The organism is Streptomyces sp. NPDC048419, from assembly GCF_043200415.1.
Lineage (GTDB): Bacteria > Actinomycetota > Actinomycetes > Streptomycetales > Streptomycetaceae > Streptomyces.
This window is the reverse complement of sequence record NZ_JBICXT010000024.1, coordinates 20,636-38,860: the sequence shown is the minus strand read 5'-3', so window position 1 is coordinate 38,860 and position 18,225 is coordinate 20,636. Positions and strand designations below refer to the sequence as shown.

Here is an 18,225-nt window from a genome sequence, read left to right as displayed (position 1 = left end):
AAAGGCAGCGGGCCGTGTGAAGTTGATGCAAGAAATTTCAGTGGCGGTCGGTGAACCACACCGCCGTGTCCGACGGCACCTTCGTCTCGCCGTCCGCCTCGGTCACCTCGCCGCTGGCGAGCAGGACGCGGCCGTACGCCGGAGTCGTCACCGACTCGCCGCCGGTGTTCGCGACGCACACGAACTTCCCGCGCCGGAAGGCGAGTACGCCCTCGGGGGCGCGCAGCCACTCCACCGCGTCGCCCGCGCCCAGGTCGGGCTGCTCGCGGCGGGCGGCGAGGGCGGCGCGGTACAGCTCCAGGGTCGAGTCCAGCACGCCCTGCTGCGCCTCGACGCTCAGCTCGCCCCAGCCCGCCGGCTGCGGCAGCCAGCTGCCACCGCCGCCGAAGCCGTAGGACGAGCCCTCGCGCGTCCACGGGATGGGCACCCGGCAGCCGTCGCGGAAGCCGTCCTGGCCGGCGCCGCGGAAGTAGGCCGGGTCCTGGCGCACCTCGTCCGGCAGGTCGACGACGTCCGGCAGGCCGAGCTCCTCGCCCTGGTAGACGTAGGCCGAGCCGGGCAGCGCCAGCATGAGCAGGCTCGCGGCCCTGGCGCGCCTGAGGCCCAGTTCGCGGTCGCCGGCCAGGCGGATCTGGGTGCCGAGGCCCGGCGGGTTGGCGAAGCGGGTGGCGTGCCGGGTGACGTCGTGGTTGGAGAGCACCCAGGTGGCGGGGGCGCCCACCGGGCGCATCGCCTCCAGCGTGCGGTCGATGACCTCGCGCAGTTCCCCGGCGTCCCAGGCGGTCGACAGGTACTGGAAGTTGAAGGCCTGGTGCAGCTCGTCGGGGCGGACGTAGTTCGCGGTGCGCTCGACGGTCGGGGTCCACGCCTCGGCGACGAAGATGCGCTCGCCCGCGTACTCGTCGAGGACGTGCCGCCACTGGCGGTAGATCTCGTGCACGCCGTCCTGGTCGAAGAAGGGCATGACATCGTTGCCCAGCAGTTTCAGCTGTTCGTGGGAGCCGAGGTCGGGCAGTCCGGCCGCCTTCACCAGGCCGTGGGCGACGTCGATGCGGAAGCCGTCGACGCCCATGTCCAGCCAGAAGCGCAGGATGGAGCGGAACTCGTCGCCCACCGCGGGGTGTTCCCAGTTGAAGTCGGGCTGCTCGGGGGCGAAGAGGTGGAGGTACCACTCGCCGGGCGTGCCGTCCGGCTCCGTCACCCGTGTCCACGCGGGGCCGCCGAAGATCGACTCCCAGTCGTTGGGCGGGAGTTCGCCGTCGTCGCCCTTGCCGGGACGGAAGTGGTAGCGCTCGCGCAGCGGCGAGCCCGGGCCCTCCCGCAGCGCGCGCTTGAACCACTCGTGGTGGTCGGAGGAGTGGTTGGGCACGAGGTCGACGATGATGCGCAGGCCCAGGTCGCGGGCGTCGCGGATCAGGGCGTCCGCGTCCAGCAGGTTGCCGAACATGGGGTCGACGGCACGGTAGTCGGCGACGTCGTAGCCGGCGTCGGCCTGTGGGGAGGCGTAGAAGGGGCTGAGCCACACGGCGTCCACGCCGAGGTCGCGCAGGTACGGGAGTCGGGAGCGTACGCCTTCCAGGTCGCCCATGCCGTCGCCGTTGCTGTCGGCGAAACTGCGCGGATAGACCTGGTAGATCACCGCGTCCCGCCACCAGTCGCTGCGCTTGGCTTCGGCGGAGTGCGGGGCCGGGGCAATGGCGGAGTGCTGCTGGCTCATGGCGTCCTTGGTACGTAACGGGGTCATGGGGTCAGGTGTGCATACATCGGTGGGACGAGACGGTCGCGGTGACTGCGGGGTCGGATGGGCACCGCGACCGTCTCGGGTCGAAGGGGGCTCGGGGGCAGCGCCCCCCGAAGGGGGGCGGGGAACTGCGCGACCAGCCACGACGGCGCCGCAGACGAACGACGACCCTCGCGGCCTGGCCGGCGGTCAGCCCTTCGTGCCGCCGGCGGTCAGGCCGGTCACCAGGTTCTTCTGCACGAGGTAGAAGAACGCGGAGACGGGTATCGCGATCAGCACGGCGGTGGCCGCCATCAGGTTGCGCTGGGCGTCGTGTTCGCTGACGAAGGTCTGCAGACCGACGGCGAGCGTGTACTTCTGGTCGTCCAGCATGAACGTGGTGGCGAAGGCGACCTCGCCGAACGCGGTGATGAAGCTGTAGAAGGCGGCGACCGCCAGACCTGGCTTGGCGAGCGGCAGGATCAGTCGCGCGAACGTTCCGAAGGGAGACAGTCCGTCGACGCGTCCGGCCTCGTCGATCTCGAACGGAATGGTGTCGAAGTAGCCCTTGAGCAGCCACGCGCAGTACGGCACCGCCGTCGAGCAGTAGACGAGGATGAGGCCGAGGTAGCTGTCGATCAGTTCGAGGTCGGACAGGATCTGGTACATCGGCACCATGAGTACGGCCACCGGGAACATCTGGGTGACCAGAAGCACCCACATGAACTTCCGGTAGCCCGGGAAACGCATGCGGGAGACCGCGTATCCGGTGGTGGCGGCGACCGTGACGCCGAGCACCGTGGTACCGAGCGAGACGATCAGGGAGCTCTTCAGCCAGTCGAAGAAGCTCGTGTGCTGCAGGACGAACGAGTAGTTGCCGAACGACATCTTCTTCCAGATGCCGCCCGGGTGGAGGTAGTCGTCCTTGTCCGGGCCGAGGGAGAGGAAGACGAGCCAGGCGATCGGGAAGAGCGCGATCACGCTTCCGGCGATCAGGATGCCGTGGGAGGTGAGGGACGCCGCGAGGCTGCGCTCGCCTCGGCCCCGGGTCGTGCGAGGGCTCTGCGCGGGGCCGTCGTCGTTCACCGCGGCGGAGGTCGCGACAGTGGTCGTACTCATGGAAGCTCCTGCCTCAGATCGCGAGCTGCTGCTCATTGCGGTTCAGCCAGCGGCGGTAGAACGAGGTGAAGACGATCAGGATGGCCAGCAGCAGGATGCCGTAGGAGGCCGATTGCGCGAAGTCGCGCGGCTGTTGCCCGAAGCCGAGGAAGTAGGCCCAGGTGACCAGGATCTGGGCATCCGGAGCCGAGTTCGCGCCGAACAGCAGGAAGATGACGGCGAACTGGTTGAAGGTCCAGATGATGCCGAGCAGGACGACGGTGGAGCTGACCGACCTGAGGCCCGGCAGGGTGACGTGGCGGAAGCGCTGCCAGGCGCTCGCGCCGTCCATCTCGGCGGCCTCGTACAGGGTGCCGTCGATGGACTGCAGGCCGCCGAGGAGCGAGACCATCATGAACGGCACGCCGCACCAGGTGTTGACCATGATGGCGGCGAACCGCTGCCAGAAGGTGTCCTCCAGCCAGGACGGCGCCGGCAGATGCAGCGTGTCGAGGAGGGTGTTGATGATCCCGCCGTCGGAGAGCATGATGCGCCAGCCGAAGACGGTGACGAACGTGGGGACGGCCCAGGGCACGATGAGCATCAGCCGGTAGAAGGTCCGGCCGCGCAGCTTCTGGTTGAGCAGCAGCGCGAGGCCGAGGCCGATGGTGTAGTGCAGTGCGACGCACAGGGCCGTCCATGCGACGGTCCAGATGAAGTGCGACCAGAAGCGGTCGTACGACAGCGGGCCGAACAGGATGTCCTTGTAGTTGCCGAGCCCGATGAACTTGTAGGTGGCGTCGATGTGGTTGACGCCGATCGTGCGCGCGGTGTTGAGGCTGTTGGCGTCGGTGAGGGTGAGATAGAGGCCGTACACCAGCGGATACAGCACGAGGACGCCGAGGACGATCACCACCGGGGTGATCATCGCGTACGCGTACCAGTACTTCTGGTAGCTGTGCTTGAAGCGCCGGCCCAGCCCGGGCCGTGGCGCGCGGTCACCGTGGCGTTTGCCGGTCGCGCGGTCGATGGCGACTGTCATGTTCGGCACCTTCTGGAAGTTCTACGGCTCTGAGAAGCGGCTGGGCGCAGGCGGATGGCCGTCGGATCCGTCCCCCCAAAACGGATCCGACGGCCACTCGGGGCTCACTTGCTGAAGTCGGGCACCAGCTTGGCGATGGCCAGTTCAGCGTTGCTCAGACCCTTGTCCAGGGACTCCTTGCCACCGGCGATCTTCGGCAGCTCGGTGTCCAGCGGACCCCACAGGGAGCTGTACTCGGGCAGCGCGGGCCGCGGCTGGGCGGCGGGCAGGACCGTCTGGAAGCCGGCGATGCCCGGGTCGGCCTTGACCTCGGCGGTGTAGGCGTCGTCGCGGGTGGGCAGCGTGGAGTTCTTCAGCGCGATCTGCGTCTGCGACTTCGCGGACGTCATGAAGTTGACGAACTTCAGCGCGGCCTTCTGGTGCGCGGAGTCCGAACCGGCGTAGACCGACAGGTTGTGGCCGCCGGTCGGGGCGCCGCCCTTGCCGGTGGAGCCGGCCGGGATGTTGGCGATGCCGAGGTTGGACTTGTCCTTGAAAGCCGAGCCCTTGTAGAAGTTCGTGATCTCCCAGGGGCCCTGGATGATCGAGGCGACCTTGCCGTTGACGAACGCGTCCTGGATGTGGGCGTAGGCGTCGGCGGTGGTGTCGGCCTTGTGCAGGCCCTGCCCCTTGAACAGGCTCAGCCAGGTGCCGTAGGCCTTCTGGGCCTCGGGCGAGTTCACGGTGACCTTCTTGGCGGAGGCGTCGACGGTGTCGGTGCCCTCGCCGTAGAGGAAGGTCTGCGCGTAGTAGGCCTGGGTGGAGCCCCAGTAGCCGTAGACCTTGGCCTTGGAGTCGACCTTGGCGGCGTCGGCCTTCAGCTCGTCCCAGGTCTTGGGGGCCTCGGTGATGCCGGCCTTCTTGAAGAGGGCCTTGTTGTAGACGAGCGCGAGGGTGTCGGTGACCAGCGGGACGCCGTAGGTCTTGCCCTCGTACTGGGCCTGCTTGATCAGGCTGGACTGGAACTTGCCCTGGTCCTTGAGGGCGTCGGTGCCGTCCAGCGGCAGGAAGTAGCCCTTCTTGGCGAAGGCGGGGGTCCAGCCCACCTCGGAACGCAGCACGTCCGGGGCGCCCTTGGAACCGGCGGCGGTGTCGAACTTGTTCTGCGCCTGGTCGAAGGGGACGTTGACGTAGTTGACCTTGACGCCCTTGTTGGCGGCCTCGAAGTCCTTGACCAGGGCCTTGTAGGTCGGCGCCTCATTGGTGGCGTTGGAGGTGTCCCACCAGGTGATGGTGACCGGCCCGCTGCTCTTGTCGCTGCCGCTGTCACTTCCGCCGCAGGCCGTCGCCGCGAGGGCGAGGGACGCCACCAGCGCGGTGGCCGCTATGCCACGCCGCATGAGTTCTCCTTGAGGGTGAAAGCCCGTGTGGTGCGGGAAGCGGCCCCGTCCGCCGCTCCCGTCTTGCCGACTGCGCCATTGCTGCCGCCGGGCGAGTGGGAACTTAACAGCGATGCAAGCGTTGCGAAAGACCTTGCAGAAAAAGAGTGCAAGAGACGACGGAAGTTACCTCGGCGTGACCCCTCGTCGACCGCCGCGAGACCCTTGTTCTACGGGGCTGAGCGGGGGTTGCCCCGGTTGTGCAAGACTCTGCAAGCTCTTGCCATCCTGCTCCCGCACGGGAATCATCCCCTTGCGGGACAAGGGGCACCGACCAGAACAGAGGGACCGCGATGACGATACGGCCGGTACAGTCCGGTGCCGTGACCACACGGCTTGCCGACATCGCTGCTCAGGCGGGGGTGAGCGAAGCGACCGTCAGCCGCGTCCTCAACGGGAAGCCCGGCGTCGCCGCCACCACCCGCCAGTCCGTGCTCGCCGCCCTCGACGTCCTGGGCTACGAGCGCCCGGTGCGTCTGCGGCAGCGCAGCGAGGGCCTGGTGGGCCTGATCACCCCGGAGCTGGAGAATCCGATATTCCCGGCGCTGGCCCAGGTGATCGGCCAGGCGCTGACCCGGCAGGGCTACACCCCGGTCCTCGCCACACAGACCCCCGGCGGCTCGACCGAGGACGAGCTGACGGAGATGCTCGTCGACCGCGGCGTCGCCGGCATCATCTACGTCTCCGGACTGCACGCGGACACCACCGCCGACATGGAGCGCTACGACCGCCTGCGCGCCCAGGGCGTGCCCTACGTGCTGGTGGACGGCTTCTCGCCGAAGGTGCAGGCGCCCTTCATCTCCCCCGACGACCGCGCGGCGATGACACTGGCGGTGACGCACCTGGCCTCGCTGGGGCACGCGCGGATCGGGCTGGCGCTCGGCCCCAAGCGGTTCGTGCCGGTGCAGCGCAAGATCGAGGGCTTCGTACGCGCCATGCAGGACCAGCTCGGCCTGGGCGCGGAGGCGGTCGAGACGGAGCTCGTGCAGCACTCGCTGTACACCCTGGAGGGCGGCCAGGCCGCCGCCGCCGCGCTGATCGGCCGCGACTGCACGGCGGTGGTGTGCGCGAGCGACATGATGGCGCTCGGCGCGATACGCGCGGCCCGGCAGAACGGCCTCGAAGTCCCGCGGGACATCTCGGTGGTGGGCTTCGACGACTCCCCGCTGATCGCCTTCACCGACCCGCCGCTGACCACGATCCGCAAGCCGGTCCCGGCGATGGGGCAGGCGGCGGTGCGGACGTTGCTGGAGGAGATCGGCGGAACGCCTGCGCCGCACAGTGAGTTCGTGTTCATGCCGGAGCTGGTGGTGCGCGGTTCGACCGCTTCGGCGCCTGGGGACCGGAATCGTCCTTAGGGCGGAGAATCCAGGGCGTTCCGCCATGCGCCGGGAGTAGGCGCGGGCGTCTCGGCGTTGTAGAACATGCGGGCCGAACCTGACCGGAGGATGATCGGTCGGACAGGACGTTTCTGGCAGACTTTGCGCCTATGGGTGATCCGACCGTGACCAGTCTGGAAGACCGTGATCAGGCGGCCGTTCCTGACTCCCTCGCGGCCGAAAAGAACCCCGGATTCCTGCGCCGGCTGCGCACCCCGCGCAAGCCCCGGCTGTGGTTCGAGATCCTTCTGATCGGGGTGAGTTACTGGACGTACTCACTCATCCGCAACGCGGTCCCCGAGCAGCGGGGCAAGGCGCTGCGCAACGCCGACTGGATCTGGCGGACCGAGCACCAACTGGGCATCGCCGTCGAGCAGTCGGTCAACCACGCGGTGAACTCGGTGTCTTGGCTCATCGTCGGCATGAACTACTACTACGCGACGCTGCACTTCGTGATCACGCTGAGCGTGCTGGTGTGGCTCTTCCGCAGTCATCCCGGGCGCTACGCGGCGACGCGGCTGGTGCTGTTCGCGACCACCGGTGTGGCCCTGGTCGGCTACTACCTGTATCCGCTCGCGCCCCCGCGGCTCATGAACGGCAGCCACTTCATCGACACCGTCATGGTCCACAGGACCTGGGGTTCGATGGCGTCGGGCGACCTGAAGCACATGTCGAACCAGTACGCCGCGATGCCGTCCATGCATATCGGGTGGTCCGTGTGGTGCGGGTTGACGATCTTCTTCCTGGCGAAGGTGCCGTGGGTTCGGGTGCTGGGGCTTCTCTACCCGGTGGCGACGCTGGTCGTGATCGTGGCGACGGCGAATCACTTCTGGCTGGACGCGGTGGGGGGCCTTTTGTGTCTCGCCTTCGGGTTCGGGGTGTCCTGGGCCTGGTACGGGGTCCTGCCGTACGCGCTGCCGAAGATGCCGCCTTCCGGGGTGCCGCGTTAGGTCGTCGGGTCGGCCCCAAAAGCTGCTGGTCACCGCGGTGGGTCACGTGGCCGCCCGTCACGGTCAGGCGCACCGGGGTCTCGGCCAGCTCGTCCGGTGGGGCTTTCACCGGGTCCAGGGCGAGGGCCGTCAGGTCGGCCCGGTGGCCGGGGGTGATGCGGCCGGCCGTCGCCGTCTCGCGTGCCGCCTGTGCGGCGTGGGTCGGGCAGCCTTCCAGGGCTTCCGGGCCGGTCAGGCCCGCTCGCGCCGAGGCCGCGCGGGGCCCGGGCCGTGGCCAGGACGGTGCGGGCGTCGTAGTGGGCGATGGGCCAGTCGGAGCCGAGGGCCACGGTCGCGCCCGCGTCGCGGAGGTCGCGCAGCCGCCAGGCGCGGGTGGTGCCGAGGCGGCGGGACCATTCGGCGATGCCGTCGGCCCGGGTGTAGCCGGTGTGCGGCGGCTGCATCGAGGCCGTCACGCCCAGGTCGGCGACGCGCGGGAGCAGCTCGTCGGGGGCCGTCTCGATGTGCTCGATGCGGTGCCGGTGGCGGCCGTCCCCGCCGAGGCCGGCGACGACGTCCAGGACGTGGCGTACGGCCGCGTCGCCGATGGCGTGCGTGGCGGTGCGGACACCGGCCGCGTGCAGGTGCCGTACGGCGGCGGCGTACGCCTCGGGGTCCGGCCGGAACGCCTCGGTGCCCTGGCCATGGCAGTCGGCGTGCTCCAGCCAGGCCGTGCCGACCTCCACGGTTCCGTCCATGAAGAAGTTCACCCCGCCGACCTGCCAGTGCCGGCCCCCGCGCCCCTGCGCGTCGACCAGCTCCCGCAGGCCCGTCCCGTCCACCCCGGGCATGCACCAGGGCGCGAACCGCAGCCGCACCGGCGGGACCGACGCACGGGCCACGGAACCGACCAGCTCCTCGTCCCCGCCGTCCATGACGTGCGACCCGGTCAGGCCGGTCGCCGCCACCGCCGACAGCAGCTCCACCAGACGGGCCCGGCGGGCCGCGTACTACGGCCGGGGCAGCACGTCGGCGAGGAGGTCCATCGCGGCGTGTTCGGCGAGGAGGTCCATCGCGGCGTGCTCGACGAGGAGGTCCATCGCGGCGTGCTCGACGAGGTGCCCGGTGGGGTGGCCGTCGGCGTCGCAGACCACCTGCGCGCGCTGGGCGAACGCGCGGGGCCCGGTCACGCCCGCCGCCTTGAGGACCGCGGCGACTCGACGGCGCCCCCCGGCTGGGCGAGGCCCTGGCGGCGGTCGGCGAGGGGCGGGCGGACCGGGCCTTCGAGGTGGGGCTGGCGGGGTTCCTGGCTCATGCGCGGGCGCTGCTTCTCGGCCCGTCCGGCGTGCGAGGACCCCGGGCGGCCTTTTCGACCGCCGGGGGCCTACGCCCCGTAGAAGAGCTCCTCCACCACCGTCCTGGCCCGCCGCGTGGAGCGCCGGTACGCGTCCAGCATGTCGCCCACGTGGCCGTCGCTGAAGCCCAAGTACCGCCCCACTGCGGCCAGTTCGCGCCCGTCCGACGGGAACGTGTCCCCGGCGCGGCCCCGCACCAGCATCACGGCGTTGCGCACGCGCGTGGCCAGCACCCAGGCCTCGTCCAGGATCGCGGCGTCCTCGGCGGAGATCAGCTCGGCCGCGCAGGCCGCCGCGAGCGCCTCGCGCGTACGGGTGGTGCGCAGGCCCGGCTCGGCCCAGCCGTGCTGCAACTGGAGCAGCTGGACGGTCCATTCGACGTCGGACAGGCCGCCGGGCCCGAGCTTGGTGTGCAGCTTGGGGTCGGCGCCGCGCGGCAGCCGCTCGGACTCCATGCGGGCCTTCAGCCGCCGGATCTCCCGTACCGCGTCCTCGCCGAGTCCTTCGGCCGGGTACCGCAGCGGGTCGATCAGCTCGATGAAGCGGCGGCCCAACTCCGCGTCCCCGGCGAAGGGTTCGGCCCGCAGCAGCGCCTGCGACTCCCAGACCAGGGACCAGCGGCGGTAGTAGGCCTCGTAGGACTTGAGCGTGCGGACCATCGGCCCGGACTTGCCCTCGGGGCGCAGGTCGGCGTCGATCAGCAGCGGCGGGTCCGCGCTCGGGATCTGCAGCAGGCGGCGCATCTCGGAGACGACCTTGCCCGCGGCGTCGGCGGCCGCCCGCTCGTCGGCGCCCTCGGGCGGCTCGTGCACGAAGAGCACGTCGGCGTCGGAGCCGTAGCCCAGTTCGTGTCCGCCGAAGCGGCCCATGCCGATGATCGCGAAGCGGGTCGGCAGGGTGTCGCCCCAGCCCTCGCGCACCACGGCGCGCAGCGTGCCCGCCAGTGTCGCCGCCGTCAGGTCGGAGACCGCGGCGCCCACCCGGTCCACCAGGGCGCCCTCGTCGGCCTCGGCGGGCTGGGTCTCGGTGCCGTAGGAGCCGACGATGTCGGCGGCGGCCGTACGGAACAGCTCCCGGCGGCGTACGCCGCGGGCCGCGGTGACCGCCTGCTGCGCGTTCTCCGCGCGGCGGACCGCGGCGATGATCTCCTGCTCCAAATGCTCCCGCCCGCGCGGCGCGAGGCCGCCGCCGTCCCCGTCACCGAGCAGGGCCACCGCCTCCGGGGCGCGCATCAGCAGGTCGGGGGCGAGGCGGCCGGCGGACAGCACGCGCGCGAGGTTCTCGGCGGCGGCGCCCTCGTCCCGGAGCAGCCGTAGATACCAGGGGGTCTTGCCCAGGGCGTCCGACACCTTGCGGAAGTTGAGCAGGCCCGCGTCCGGGTCGGCGGAGTCCGCGAACCAGCCCAGCAGGACGGGCAGCAGGGTGCGCTGGATGGCCGACTTGCGGGTGACGCCGGAGGCCAGCGCCTCCAGGTGGCGCAGGGCGGCGGCCGGGTCGTTGTACCCGAGCGCAACCAGCCGCTCCCGGGCCGCCTCCGGGCTCAACCGGGCTTCTCCGGGGGCGAGTTGGGCGACCGCGTCGAGCAGCGGGCGGTAGAAGAGCTTCTCGTGCAGCCGACGTACGACGGCGGCGTGGCGCCGCCACTCGCGGTTCAGCTCGGCGACCGGGTCGACGCGCAGGCCGAGCGAGCGGCCGATGCGGCGCTGGTCGGCCTCGTCCTCGGGGACGAGGTGGGTGCGGCGCAGCCGGTAGAGCTGGATGCGGTGCTCCATGGAGCGCAGGAAGCGGTACGCCTCGTCGAGCTGCACGGCGTCGGCGCGCCCCACGTAACCGCCCGCCGCCAGCGCCTGGAGGGCGTTGAGGGTGGTGCCGCTGCGCAGGCCCGCGTCCGCCCGGCCGTGTACCAACTGGAGGAGCTGGACGGCGAATTCGACGTCCCTGAGGCCGCCGGGGCCGAGCTTGAGCTCGCGGTCGATCTCGGCGGTGGGGATGTTCTCGACGACGCGGCGGCGCATCTTCTGCACGTCCGGCACGAAGTTCTCGCGCTCGGCGGCCTTCCACACGAGGGGTTCGAGGGCGGCGACGTACTCCTCGCCGAGCTCGATGTCGCCGGCCACCGGGCGGGCCTTGAGCAGGGCCTGGAACTCCCAGGTCTTGGCCCAGCGCTGGTAGTAGGCGAGGTGGCTGGAGAGGGTGCGCACCAGCGGGCCGTTCCTGCCCTCGGGCCGCAGGTTGGCGTCGACGGGCCAGATGGAGCCCTCGACGGTGGTCTCGGAGCAGATCCGCATCATGTGGGAGGCGAGTCTGGTGGCGGACCGCAGGGCCTTGTCCTCGTCGGCGCTTCCCCCAGTGCCTGAAAGGCCTGGGGGTGCCCCCAGGGCCTCTCCTACGAAGATCACGTCGACGTCGGAGACGTAGTTGAGCTCGTGGCCGCCGCACTTGCCCATCGCGATGACCGCGAGCCGGCACAGCGCGGCGTCCTCGGGCGCGGCGGCGCGGGCGATGGCGAGGGCGGCGCGCAGGGTGGCGGTGGCGAGGTCGGCGAGCTCGGCGGCGGTCTCGGCGAGGTCGGTGGTGCCGCACACGTCGCGGGCGGCGATGGACAGCAGGCAGCGGCGGTAGGCGACGCGCAGGGAGACGGGGTCGTCGGCCCCAGACAGACCGCCCTCGAACTCCTCGACGCCGGGGTGCAGGTCCCGTGGCTCGTAGGTGACCAGCGCCTCCCAGTCGCGCGGGTGCCGGGCCAGGTGGTCGCCGAGCGCGGCGGAGGCGCCGAGCACACCGAGCAGGCGGTCGCGCAGCGGCTTGGCCGCTATCAGCGTGTCCAGCAGCTCGCGGCGCGCGGTGGGGCTGGGCTGGGCCTCCAGCAGCCGTACGAGGCCGAGCAGCGCCAGGTCGGGATCGGCCGTCGCGCCCAGCGCCTCCAGCAGCACCGGGTCGTTGCGCACGGGCATCAGCTCGTCGCTGTCCAGCAGCCGCTCGGCGGCCGACGGATCGGTGAAACCGTGCCGGAGCAGCCGCGTGAAGGTACTGCTCCTGCGCCCCGGCACCGTCATCCCCGGTCCTTCCGTCGGATCAAGGTCGTACTGCCCGAGCCTAACCGGAAGCACTGGCACAAGCGCCGGGGCGGGGGTGCGGTTTCGGTGGGTGGAACGGGTGGATCCGCAGGTGCGGTCTCAGCGGCTCACCACCACCGTGGCCGGGCGGGACGGATCCACGAGGGCCTGGTCGCCGGGGGCGTTGCCGGGAGCGGTGTGCCGTGCGGGGGCACGGCGGCGGACGGGACGAGCCGTTCGGAGAGCGGCACCAGGACCTGCCGGACGGTGCCGGGCCGGCTTCCGCCAGGGGCGGAGGCGTACCGGACGTCGAGGCACGGGGCGCTCAGCCGGGCGAGTGCGTCCGGGACGTCCGTGCCCTGCTCGACCTTGGGCAGAAAGGCCCGTCGGGGGGTGTAGCCGTCGAGGTGTGCGCGCGCGTGCCGGGCGGCGGTGCGGGCTGCCCGTGCGGTCCGGACAGGGTGATCCGGGTGAGGTCGCCGGCCGCGGTGTCGGGGGCGTCGACGCGCAGGGTGTCGCGGTGCAGCCACTGCAGCCGGTTCCCGCCGAGGTCGGCCCGCACCCGGCCCGCGGTGTCGACGAGGAACCCGGTCTCGACGGCTCCCCGGTGCACGCCCGGGCCCGACATTCGAAGGAGGACGAAGTCCGGCCCCGGGAGGCCGACATGATCGCGGCGCGGCTCATGGCGCCCCATCTGTACGAGATCTGCAAAGAAGCCGCCGGCACCTTCCTCCCATACACCTGACGGTCCGGGAGCTGGACATCCTGCGCTGCGTGGCCCCTGGCCTCGGCACTTCGGAGATCGCCGGCCAGCTCGTCGTCGCCCCCAGCACCGTCCGCACACACCTGGAGAACGCCTTCGGCCGACTCGGTGTCACCAGCCGTACGGCAGCCGTGTGCCCGTGTGTTTCCCGAGGCCACGGTGGTCCGACCGGGCGACCGATGAGTAATTGCGCCGGCGACGGTCACCACTTGGTACGGATCTTCGGTATGAGGAGGACGGCCCATGGCGGACAACACCCCGCAGACCCATCTCGACACCCGCTACAGCGACCCCCGGGCGACCGCGACCGGCTGGCCGGACGCGGCGGCGCAGCTCGCGGATGCCGAGTTGTTCTGGATCTCGACGGTGCGGCCGGACGGGCGGCCGCATGTGACGCCCCTGCCCGCCGTGTGGGCGGACGGCGCGCTGCATTTCTGCACGGGACCAAAGGAGCGCAAGGCGAAGAACCTCGCGGCGAATCCGCACGTCACGCTCACGACCGGCAACAACACCTGGAACAAGGGGTACGACCTGGTCGTGGAGGGCGAGGCGGTCCGCGTGAGCGAGGAGGGCCGGCTGCGCGAGCTGGCCGCCGCATGGGAGGCCAAGTACGGCAGCTTCTGGCACTTCGAGGTGCGGGACGGGGCGTTCCACCACGCTCCCGGACCCGCTTTCGTCTTCTCGGTGGCGCCGCGGACCGTCTTCGGCTTCGGTAAGGGGGAGCCGTTCAGCCAGACGCGCTGGCGTTTCACCTGACGTACGCCGAAGGAGGCGTTCCATGGACATGAGTCTCGAAGTGCTGTTGATGCCCGTCTCGGACGTGGACCGGGCCAAGGAGTTCTACCGGGACAAGGTCGGTTTTCATGTGGACCTCGACGGTGAGGTGATGCCCGGCGTGCGGATCGTGCAGCTGACGCCGCCCGGGTCGGGGTGTTCGATCGCGCTCGTGGACGGGCTGGAGGTGCCGACCGGGACGCCGCGGCCGGGGACTTACCACGGGATGCAGCTGTGCGTGACGGACGCGAAGGCCGCGTACGAGGAGCTGACCGCGCGCGGCCTGGAGGTCACCGAGCCGCAGCAGTTCGCGCCGCAGGACGGGGCGACCTTCATGTACTTCAAGGACCCGGACGGCAACGGCTGGGCGATCCAGGAGTACCGGCGCCGGGAGAGCGAGCCGCTGCACAAGGTGCTGGCCGAACAGGCCACCCGGCAGGAGTAGTTGAGGGCGAAACGAGTCACCGAGGAGTAGTTCACCCGCTCTTCACCGGGCGGGTTGGGTGACGTGGGGAGGGGGAATCTTGGCGTGTGCATGCTCTGTCCGCACCGCCGCCCCCGCCCTTCCCCCCTCCGGAGGTTGATGTGTCCGGCAGTACCGCACGCTCCGCCAGCTCCACGTACCGCCGCGGCCGTACGGCGGTCGCGTCCGCGCTCGCCTTCACGGCGGCGGCCGCCGGCCTGTGGAGCGGCCTCGGCGGCTCCTCGTCCGCCGCGTCCGGCGTACCCACCCCCGACCATGTGGTCGTCGTGGTCATGGAGAACCACGCGTACAGCCAGGTGATCGACTCCTCCAGCGCCCCGTACCTCAACTCGCTCAAGTCCGGCGGCGCCAACCTGAGCCAGTCGTACGCCGAGACCCACCCGAGCCAGCCCAACTACTTCACCCTGTTCTCCGGCGCCACCCAGGGCATCACGGACGACAGCTGCTACACCCCCGGCTTCTCCTCGGCCCCGAACCTGGCCTCCGAGCTGATCGGGGCGGGCCGGACCTGGGCCAGCTACAACGAGACGCTGCCCAGCCAGGGCTCCACGACGTGCAGCAGCGGCAAGTACGCCCGCAAGCACAACCCGTGGTTCGGCTTCAGCAACGTGCCGACCTCGTCCGCCAAGACCTTCGCCCAGTTCCCGACGGACTACTCCACCCTCCCCGACGTCTCCTTCGTCACCCCCAACCTGTGCAGCGACATGCACGACTGCTCGGTGTCGACCGGCGACACCTGGCTGAAGAACAACCTCGGCGCGTACGCCACCTGGGCCAAGACCCACAACAGCCTGCTCGTCGTCACCTTCGACGAGGACAACAAGCTGTCCGGCAACCGCATCCCGACGGTCCTGTACGGCCAGCCGGTGACGGCCGGGTCCAGCAGCACCACCACGTACAACCACTACAACCTGCTCCGCACCCTCGAGGACTCGCAGGGCCTGACGGCCCACGCGGGCAACGCGTCCTCCGCGTCCGACATCACGGGGATCTGGGCTCCCTGACATGTACGTAGCGGACAGCCGCGCAAGCACTCCCGATGCGCCGGCGTCCGCGGACGGCGCCGCCCGGCCCCTCGCCGGGCGGCGCCGCGTCGCGGTCGCCCCCACGGTCCTCGCCCTCGGCTCGGTCAGCCTGATCACCGACGTGTCGTCGGAGATGGTGACGGCCGTCCTCCCCCTGTACCTGGTGACGGGCCTCGGCCTGTCCCCGCTGGGCTTCGGGCTCCTCGACGGGATCTACAACGGCTTCTCGGCGCTCGTACGCCTGGTGGGCGGCCACCTCGCCGACCGGGGCGGCGGCCGCCACAAGCGGGTGGCGGGGCTCGGCTACGGCCTCTCGGCGCTCTGCAAGCCGCTGCTCCTGCTCGCCCACTCCCTGACGCCGATCGGCCTGATCCTGGCCGCCGACCGCACCGGCAAGGGGCTGCGCACGGCCCCGCGCGACGCGCTGATCTCCCTGTCGTCCACACCGGAGAACCGCGGCCGCGCCTTCGGCGTGCACCGCGCGATGGACACCGCGGGCGCGCTGCTCGGCCCGCTGGCGGCCTTCCTGATCCTGCGGGCGACGGTGGACGGCTACGACGCCGTGTTCACGGTGAGCTTCTGCGTGGCGGTGCTCGGCGTCCTGGTGCTGGTGCTGTTCGTGCCGGGTTCGGCCAGGGCCCCGGCGAAGACGCCGGCGGCCGAGAAGGCCGTACGCCCCACCCTGCGCGCCGCACTCGGTCTGCTGGGCCGGCGCGACCTGCGCGGCATCGCCCTCTGCGCCCTGCTCCTGGGCCTGGCGACGGTCAGCGACTCCTTCGTCTACCTGCTCCTCCAGCGCCGCCTCGGCGTCCCCGACCGCTGGTTCGCACTGCTGCCGCTCGGCACCGCGGCGGCCTTCCTGCTGCTGGCCGTCCCGCTCGGCCGGCTGGCCGACCTCGTCGGCCGTCGGCGGATCTTCCTGGCCGGCCACGGCGCTCTGCTCGCGGCGTACGCCCTCCTGCTCACCTCGTGGCACGGCACGGCCCTGCCGTACGCCGTCCTGCTCCTGCACGGCTGCTTCTACGCGGCGACCGACGGCGTGCTGATGGCGGCGGCCTCGGACAGCGTGCCCGAGGAGCTGCGCTCGTCGGGTCTCGCGGTGGTGCAGACGGGACAGGCGGCGGCACGCTTCGTGTGCTCGCTGGGCTTCGGCGCCGCATGGACCCTGTGGGGCGACCGTACGGCGCTGCTGGCGTCGACGGCGGCGCTCGCGCTGTGCGCCGCCTTCTCCCTGACGATCCTGCGCCCCGCCGCCGCATCCGATGACGATGCCGACGCCGCTGCCCGGGAGGCCGCCGTATGACCGTACGCAACCGCGTCCTGATCCTGCTGTCCGCCGTCCTCGCCCTCGCGGCCGTCGCCGTGGCGTCGGTCCTGCACGCGTCGGCGCGCGCGGACCGCAGGGACCAGGCCCAGCCCGGCGGCCCCCGCGTGACCTCGGGGACGGTCACCCTGACCACGCCCGGCCGCATGGTCTTCCGCAACCTGGCCTGGGGCCCGCACCGCGACGAGCTGACGAGCGTCCCGGCGTCGGACCCGTCCGGCCCGCGCACCGCCTCCGGCGTCAAGTGCCTTCGTTTCTACGCCGCTTCGGGCACCGGCGTGTGTCTGCAGGCCGTGCACGGCGCGATGTCCGACACCTACCGCGCCCTGATCCTCGACGCGCACCTGAAGGTGAAGGACCGCTACGACGTCCCCGGCATCCCCTCCCGCGCCCGCGTCTCCCCCACAGGGCACTTCGCCGCCTGGACGGCGTTCGTCGGCGGCGACTCGTACGCGGGCACCGACTTCTCGACGCGCGCGGCGATCGTGGACGTGCGGACGGGCCGGCTGACCCCGTCCCTGGAGGCCTACCGCATCGTCAAGGACGGCCGCACCTACCACGCGGCGGACGTCAACTTCTGGGGCGTGACGTTCGCGCGGGACGACCGCACCTTCTACGCGACGCTGGCCACGAAGGGCCGGACCTACCTGGTCCGCGGCGACCTGCGCAGGCGCACGGTCACCACGCTGCACACGAACGTCGAGTGCCCGTCCCTCTCCCCCGACGGCACCCGTATCGCCTACAAGAAGCGCGTGCCGGGCCTCCCGAAGGACGCACCGTGGCGGCTGTACGTCCTCGACCTGCGCACGATGCGCGAGACCCCGCTCGCCGAGTCCCGCAGCGTCGACGACCAGGCCGTCTGGCGCGACGCCCGGACGCTGGTCTACGCCCTGGCCGGCGACTACGGGGCCGACCTGTACGAGGTCCCGGCCGACGGCACGGGGGCGTCACGGCGCGTCAGTACGGCTGCGGTGTCTCCCGCGTTCGTCGGCTGACCGCGCGCTCCTGGGCGCCGGGCAGGGCACAGTGGAGGGATGAGCGCAGACGACCCGAAGGCGATGGCCGGGGCCCGTGTGATGCCCCGGCTGCCCGCGAGCGACCTGGAGCGGGCACGGCGGTTCTACTCCGAGAAGCTCGGCCTCGACCCTGTCGACGAGCGGCCCGGCGGGCTGCTCTACCGGACCGCGGGCACGGAGTTCGTGGTGTTCCAGTCGACGGGCGCCTCACCCGGCACCTTCACGCAGATGGCGTGGGAGGTCGACGACCTGGACACCGTCGTGGCCGAACTCAGGTCCCGTGGCGTGCAGTTCGAGGACGTCGACGTCCCGGGCCTGCGCACCGTGAACGGCGTCACCGAGGTCCAGGGCCACTATCCAAGCAAGGGCGCCCGCGCCGAACGCGCCGCGTGGTTCCGCGACAGCGAAGGCAACCTGATGGGCATCGGCCAGCCGCTGCACTGACCCGCGGCTGCCGCCCTTCGCTCACTCCCCCTGCTGCCCTGCCCGTCTACGCCCCCTGGCGTCCAGGGCCTCCTGCACGGCGATCCACACGAACGCCAGCGAAGCGGCCAGCCACATCACGTCGCTCCACGAGTCCCCCAGCCAGTAGTGGGAGAAGACAGCGGCGCCGCCGAAGCCGACGACCGCCATGACCGACCGCACCACACGCCGCCCCCGCGGGGCCCGCACTCGTCCACCCGTCATCCTCAAGTCAGTAACACGAGGCGACAGTTCACCCCCGAGATCATCACGATCTGTGACAATCCCGGCAAACTATGGACACGTCAAGGAACGCTGGGCCGACCGATGTCCGGTGCGCGGTCAGCGCCTTGTCTGCGTTTCGGCCGCCGCGGCGGTCT

The 18,225-nt window shown here is 71.2% G+C and carries 16 protein-coding genes and 2 pseudogenes; 9 read left to right on the top strand and 9 right to left on the bottom strand.

What is annotated here, in order from left to right; all coding sequences use genetic code 11:
• Window positions 1-37 precede the first annotated feature (37 nt).
• The 4 genes from ACGFYN_RS36510 to ACGFYN_RS36495 all read right to left on the bottom strand — a co-directional run bounded on the left by ACGFYN_RS36510 (window position 38) and on the right by ACGFYN_RS36495 (window position 5,239).
• Window positions 38-1,717, bottom strand: coding sequence for a glycoside hydrolase family 13 protein (locus ACGFYN_RS36510; protein ID WP_393870252.1), 1,680 nt, complete (start codon window positions 1,715-1,717; stop codon window positions 38-40).
• A 213-nt stretch (window positions 1,718-1,930) separates the two neighbouring features.
• Entirely contained in the window at window positions 1,931-2,839 is a 909-nt protein-coding gene (locus ACGFYN_RS36505; protein ID WP_393870251.1) for a sugar ABC transporter permease, read from the bottom strand.
• A 13-nt stretch (window positions 2,840-2,852) separates the two neighbouring features.
• Window positions 2,853-3,860: a carbohydrate ABC transporter permease gene (locus ACGFYN_RS36500; RefSeq protein ID WP_393870250.1), complete on the bottom strand. Its 1,008-nt coding sequence runs from the start codon at window positions 3,858-3,860 to the stop codon at window positions 2,853-2,855.
• 104 nt (window positions 3,861-3,964) lie between these two features.
• Window positions 3,965-5,239 (bottom strand): extracellular solute-binding protein, encoded by a 1,275-nt coding sequence (locus ACGFYN_RS36495; protein ID WP_393870249.1) that lies wholly within the window; start codon window positions 5,237-5,239, stop codon window positions 3,965-3,967.
• A 362-nt stretch (window positions 5,240-5,601) separates the two neighbouring features.
• Here ACGFYN_RS36495 and ACGFYN_RS36490 point away from each other — a divergent pair, with 362 nt between their 5' ends.
• Window positions 5,602-6,636 (top strand): LacI family DNA-binding transcriptional regulator, encoded by a 1,035-nt coding sequence (locus ACGFYN_RS36490; protein ID WP_393870248.1) that lies wholly within the window; start codon window positions 5,602-5,604, stop codon window positions 6,634-6,636.
• 131 nt (window positions 6,637-6,767) lie between these two features.
• A complete protein-coding gene (locus ACGFYN_RS36485; protein ID WP_393870247.1) occupies window positions 6,768-7,607 on the top strand; it encodes a phosphatase PAP2 family protein in 840 nt (279 codons plus the stop codon).
• Between the two features lie 31 nt (window positions 7,608-7,638).
• Here ACGFYN_RS36485 and ACGFYN_RS36480 read toward each other — a convergent pair.
• From ACGFYN_RS36480 to ACGFYN_RS36465, 4 genes and pseudogenes are all read right to left on the bottom strand, one after another.
• A pseudogene (locus ACGFYN_RS36480) lies at window positions 7,639-8,797 on the bottom strand (amidohydrolase family protein); the annotation flags it as partial.
• Window positions 8,773-8,901, bottom strand: a complete 129-nt coding sequence (locus ACGFYN_RS36475; protein WP_393870334.1) for a hypothetical protein — start codon at window positions 8,899-8,901, stop codon at window positions 8,773-8,775. The gene ACGFYN_RS36475 and the pseudogene ACGFYN_RS36480, both read right to left, overlap by 25 nt.
• Window positions 8,902-8,970: 69 nt before the next feature.
• Entirely contained in the window at window positions 8,971-11,997 is a 3,027-nt protein-coding gene (locus ACGFYN_RS36470) for a bifunctional [glutamine synthetase] adenylyltransferase/[glutamine synthetase]-adenylyl-L-tyrosine phosphorylase (RefSeq protein ID WP_393870246.1), read from the bottom strand.
• A gap of 325 nt (window positions 11,998-12,322) precedes the next feature.
• Entirely contained in the window at window positions 12,323-12,625 is a 303-nt protein-coding gene (locus tag ACGFYN_RS36465; protein WP_393870245.1) for a hypothetical protein, read from the bottom strand.
• 146 nt (window positions 12,626-12,771) lie between these two features.
• On the opposite strand from ACGFYN_RS36465, the pseudogene ACGFYN_RS36460 reads away from it, so the two are divergent.
• From ACGFYN_RS36460 to ACGFYN_RS36430, 7 genes and pseudogenes are all read left to right on the top strand, one after another.
• A pseudogene (locus ACGFYN_RS36460) lies at window positions 12,772-12,837 on the top strand (hypothetical protein); the annotation flags it as partial.
• A gap of 166 nt (window positions 12,838-13,003) precedes the next feature.
• The gene (locus tag ACGFYN_RS36455) at window positions 13,004-13,516 is read left to right on the top strand and encodes a pyridoxamine 5'-phosphate oxidase family protein (RefSeq protein ID WP_393870244.1); all 513 of its coding nucleotides are present in this window, start codon (window positions 13,004-13,006) and stop codon (window positions 13,514-13,516) included.
• Window positions 13,517-13,538: 22 nt separating this feature from the next.
• The gene (locus tag ACGFYN_RS36450; protein ID WP_393870243.1) at window positions 13,539-13,979 is read left to right on the top strand and encodes a VOC family protein; all 441 of its coding nucleotides are present in this window, start codon (window positions 13,539-13,541) and stop codon (window positions 13,977-13,979) included.
• A 140-nt stretch (window positions 13,980-14,119) separates the two neighbouring features.
• The gene (locus ACGFYN_RS36445; protein WP_393870242.1) at window positions 14,120-15,022 is read left to right on the top strand and encodes an alkaline phosphatase family protein; all 903 of its coding nucleotides are present in this window, start codon (window positions 14,120-14,122) and stop codon (window positions 15,020-15,022) included.
• A 1-nt stretch (window position 15,023) separates the two neighbouring features.
• Window positions 15,024-16,346 (top strand): MFS transporter, encoded by a 1,323-nt coding sequence (locus ACGFYN_RS36440; RefSeq protein WP_393870241.1) that lies wholly within the window; start codon window positions 15,024-15,026, stop codon window positions 16,344-16,346.
• Window positions 16,343-17,362, top strand: a complete 1,020-nt coding sequence (locus ACGFYN_RS36435) for a TolB family protein (protein WP_393870240.1) — start codon at window positions 16,343-16,345, stop codon at window positions 17,360-17,362. Before ACGFYN_RS36440 ends, ACGFYN_RS36435 begins: the two co-directional genes overlap by 4 nt.
• Before the next feature lie 39 nt (window positions 17,363-17,401).
• The gene (locus ACGFYN_RS36430) at window positions 17,402-17,827 is read left to right on the top strand and encodes a VOC family protein (RefSeq protein ID WP_393870239.1); all 426 of its coding nucleotides are present in this window, start codon (window positions 17,402-17,404) and stop codon (window positions 17,825-17,827) included.
• A gap of 21 nt (window positions 17,828-17,848) precedes the next feature.
• On the opposite strand, the gene ACGFYN_RS36425 is transcribed toward ACGFYN_RS36430, so the two are convergent.
• Window positions 17,849-18,070, bottom strand: a complete 222-nt coding sequence (locus ACGFYN_RS36425; protein WP_393870238.1) for a hypothetical protein — start codon at window positions 18,068-18,070, stop codon at window positions 17,849-17,851.
• Window positions 18,071-18,225: the final 155 nt, after the last annotated feature.

Excerpts from the sequence above, each read along its gene's own strand:
- ACGFYN_RS36425 (WP_393870238.1), bottom strand. The coding sequence starts at position 18,070 with ATGACGGGTGGACGAGTGCGGGCCCCGCGGGGGCGGCGTGTGGTGCGG.
- ACGFYN_RS36455 (WP_393870244.1), top strand. The coding sequence starts at position 13,004 with ATGGCGGACAACACCCCGCAGACCCATCTCGACACCCGCTACAGCGAC.
- ACGFYN_RS36470 (WP_393870246.1), bottom strand. The coding sequence starts at position 11,997 with ATGACGGTGCCGGGGCGCAGGAGCAGTACCTTCACGCGGCTGCTCCGG.
- ACGFYN_RS36450 (WP_393870243.1), top strand. The coding sequence starts at position 13,539 with ATGGACATGAGTCTCGAAGTGCTGTTGATGCCCGTCTCGGACGTGGAC.
- ACGFYN_RS36475 (WP_393870334.1), bottom strand. The coding sequence starts at position 8,901 with ATGAGCCAGGAACCCCGCCAGCCCCACCTCGAAGGCCCGGTCCGCCCG.
- ACGFYN_RS36495 (WP_393870249.1), bottom strand. The coding sequence starts at position 5,239 with ATGCGGCGTGGCATAGCGGCCACCGCGCTGGTGGCGTCCCTCGCCCTC.
- ACGFYN_RS36430 (WP_393870239.1), top strand. The coding sequence starts at position 17,402 with ATGAGCGCAGACGACCCGAAGGCGATGGCCGGGGCCCGTGTGATGCCC.
- ACGFYN_RS36435 (WP_393870240.1), top strand. The coding sequence starts at position 16,343 with ATGACCGTACGCAACCGCGTCCTGATCCTGCTGTCCGCCGTCCTCGCC.
- ACGFYN_RS36505 (WP_393870251.1), bottom strand. The coding sequence starts at position 2,839 with ATGAGTACGACCACTGTCGCGACCTCCGCCGCGGTGAACGACGACGGC.
- ACGFYN_RS36500 (WP_393870250.1), bottom strand. The coding sequence starts at position 3,860 with ATGACAGTCGCCATCGACCGCGCGACCGGCAAACGCCACGGTGACCGC.
- ACGFYN_RS36440 (WP_393870241.1), top strand. The coding sequence starts at position 15,024 with ATGTACGTAGCGGACAGCCGCGCAAGCACTCCCGATGCGCCGGCGTCC.
- ACGFYN_RS36510 (WP_393870252.1), bottom strand. The coding sequence starts at position 1,717 with ATGAGCCAGCAGCACTCCGCCATTGCCCCGGCCCCGCACTCCGCCGAA.
- ACGFYN_RS36485 (WP_393870247.1), top strand. The coding sequence starts at position 6,768 with ATGGGTGATCCGACCGTGACCAGTCTGGAAGACCGTGATCAGGCGGCC.
- ACGFYN_RS36465 (WP_393870245.1), bottom strand. The coding sequence starts at position 12,625 with ATGTCGGGCCCGGGCGTGCACCGGGGAGCCGTCGAGACCGGGTTCCTC.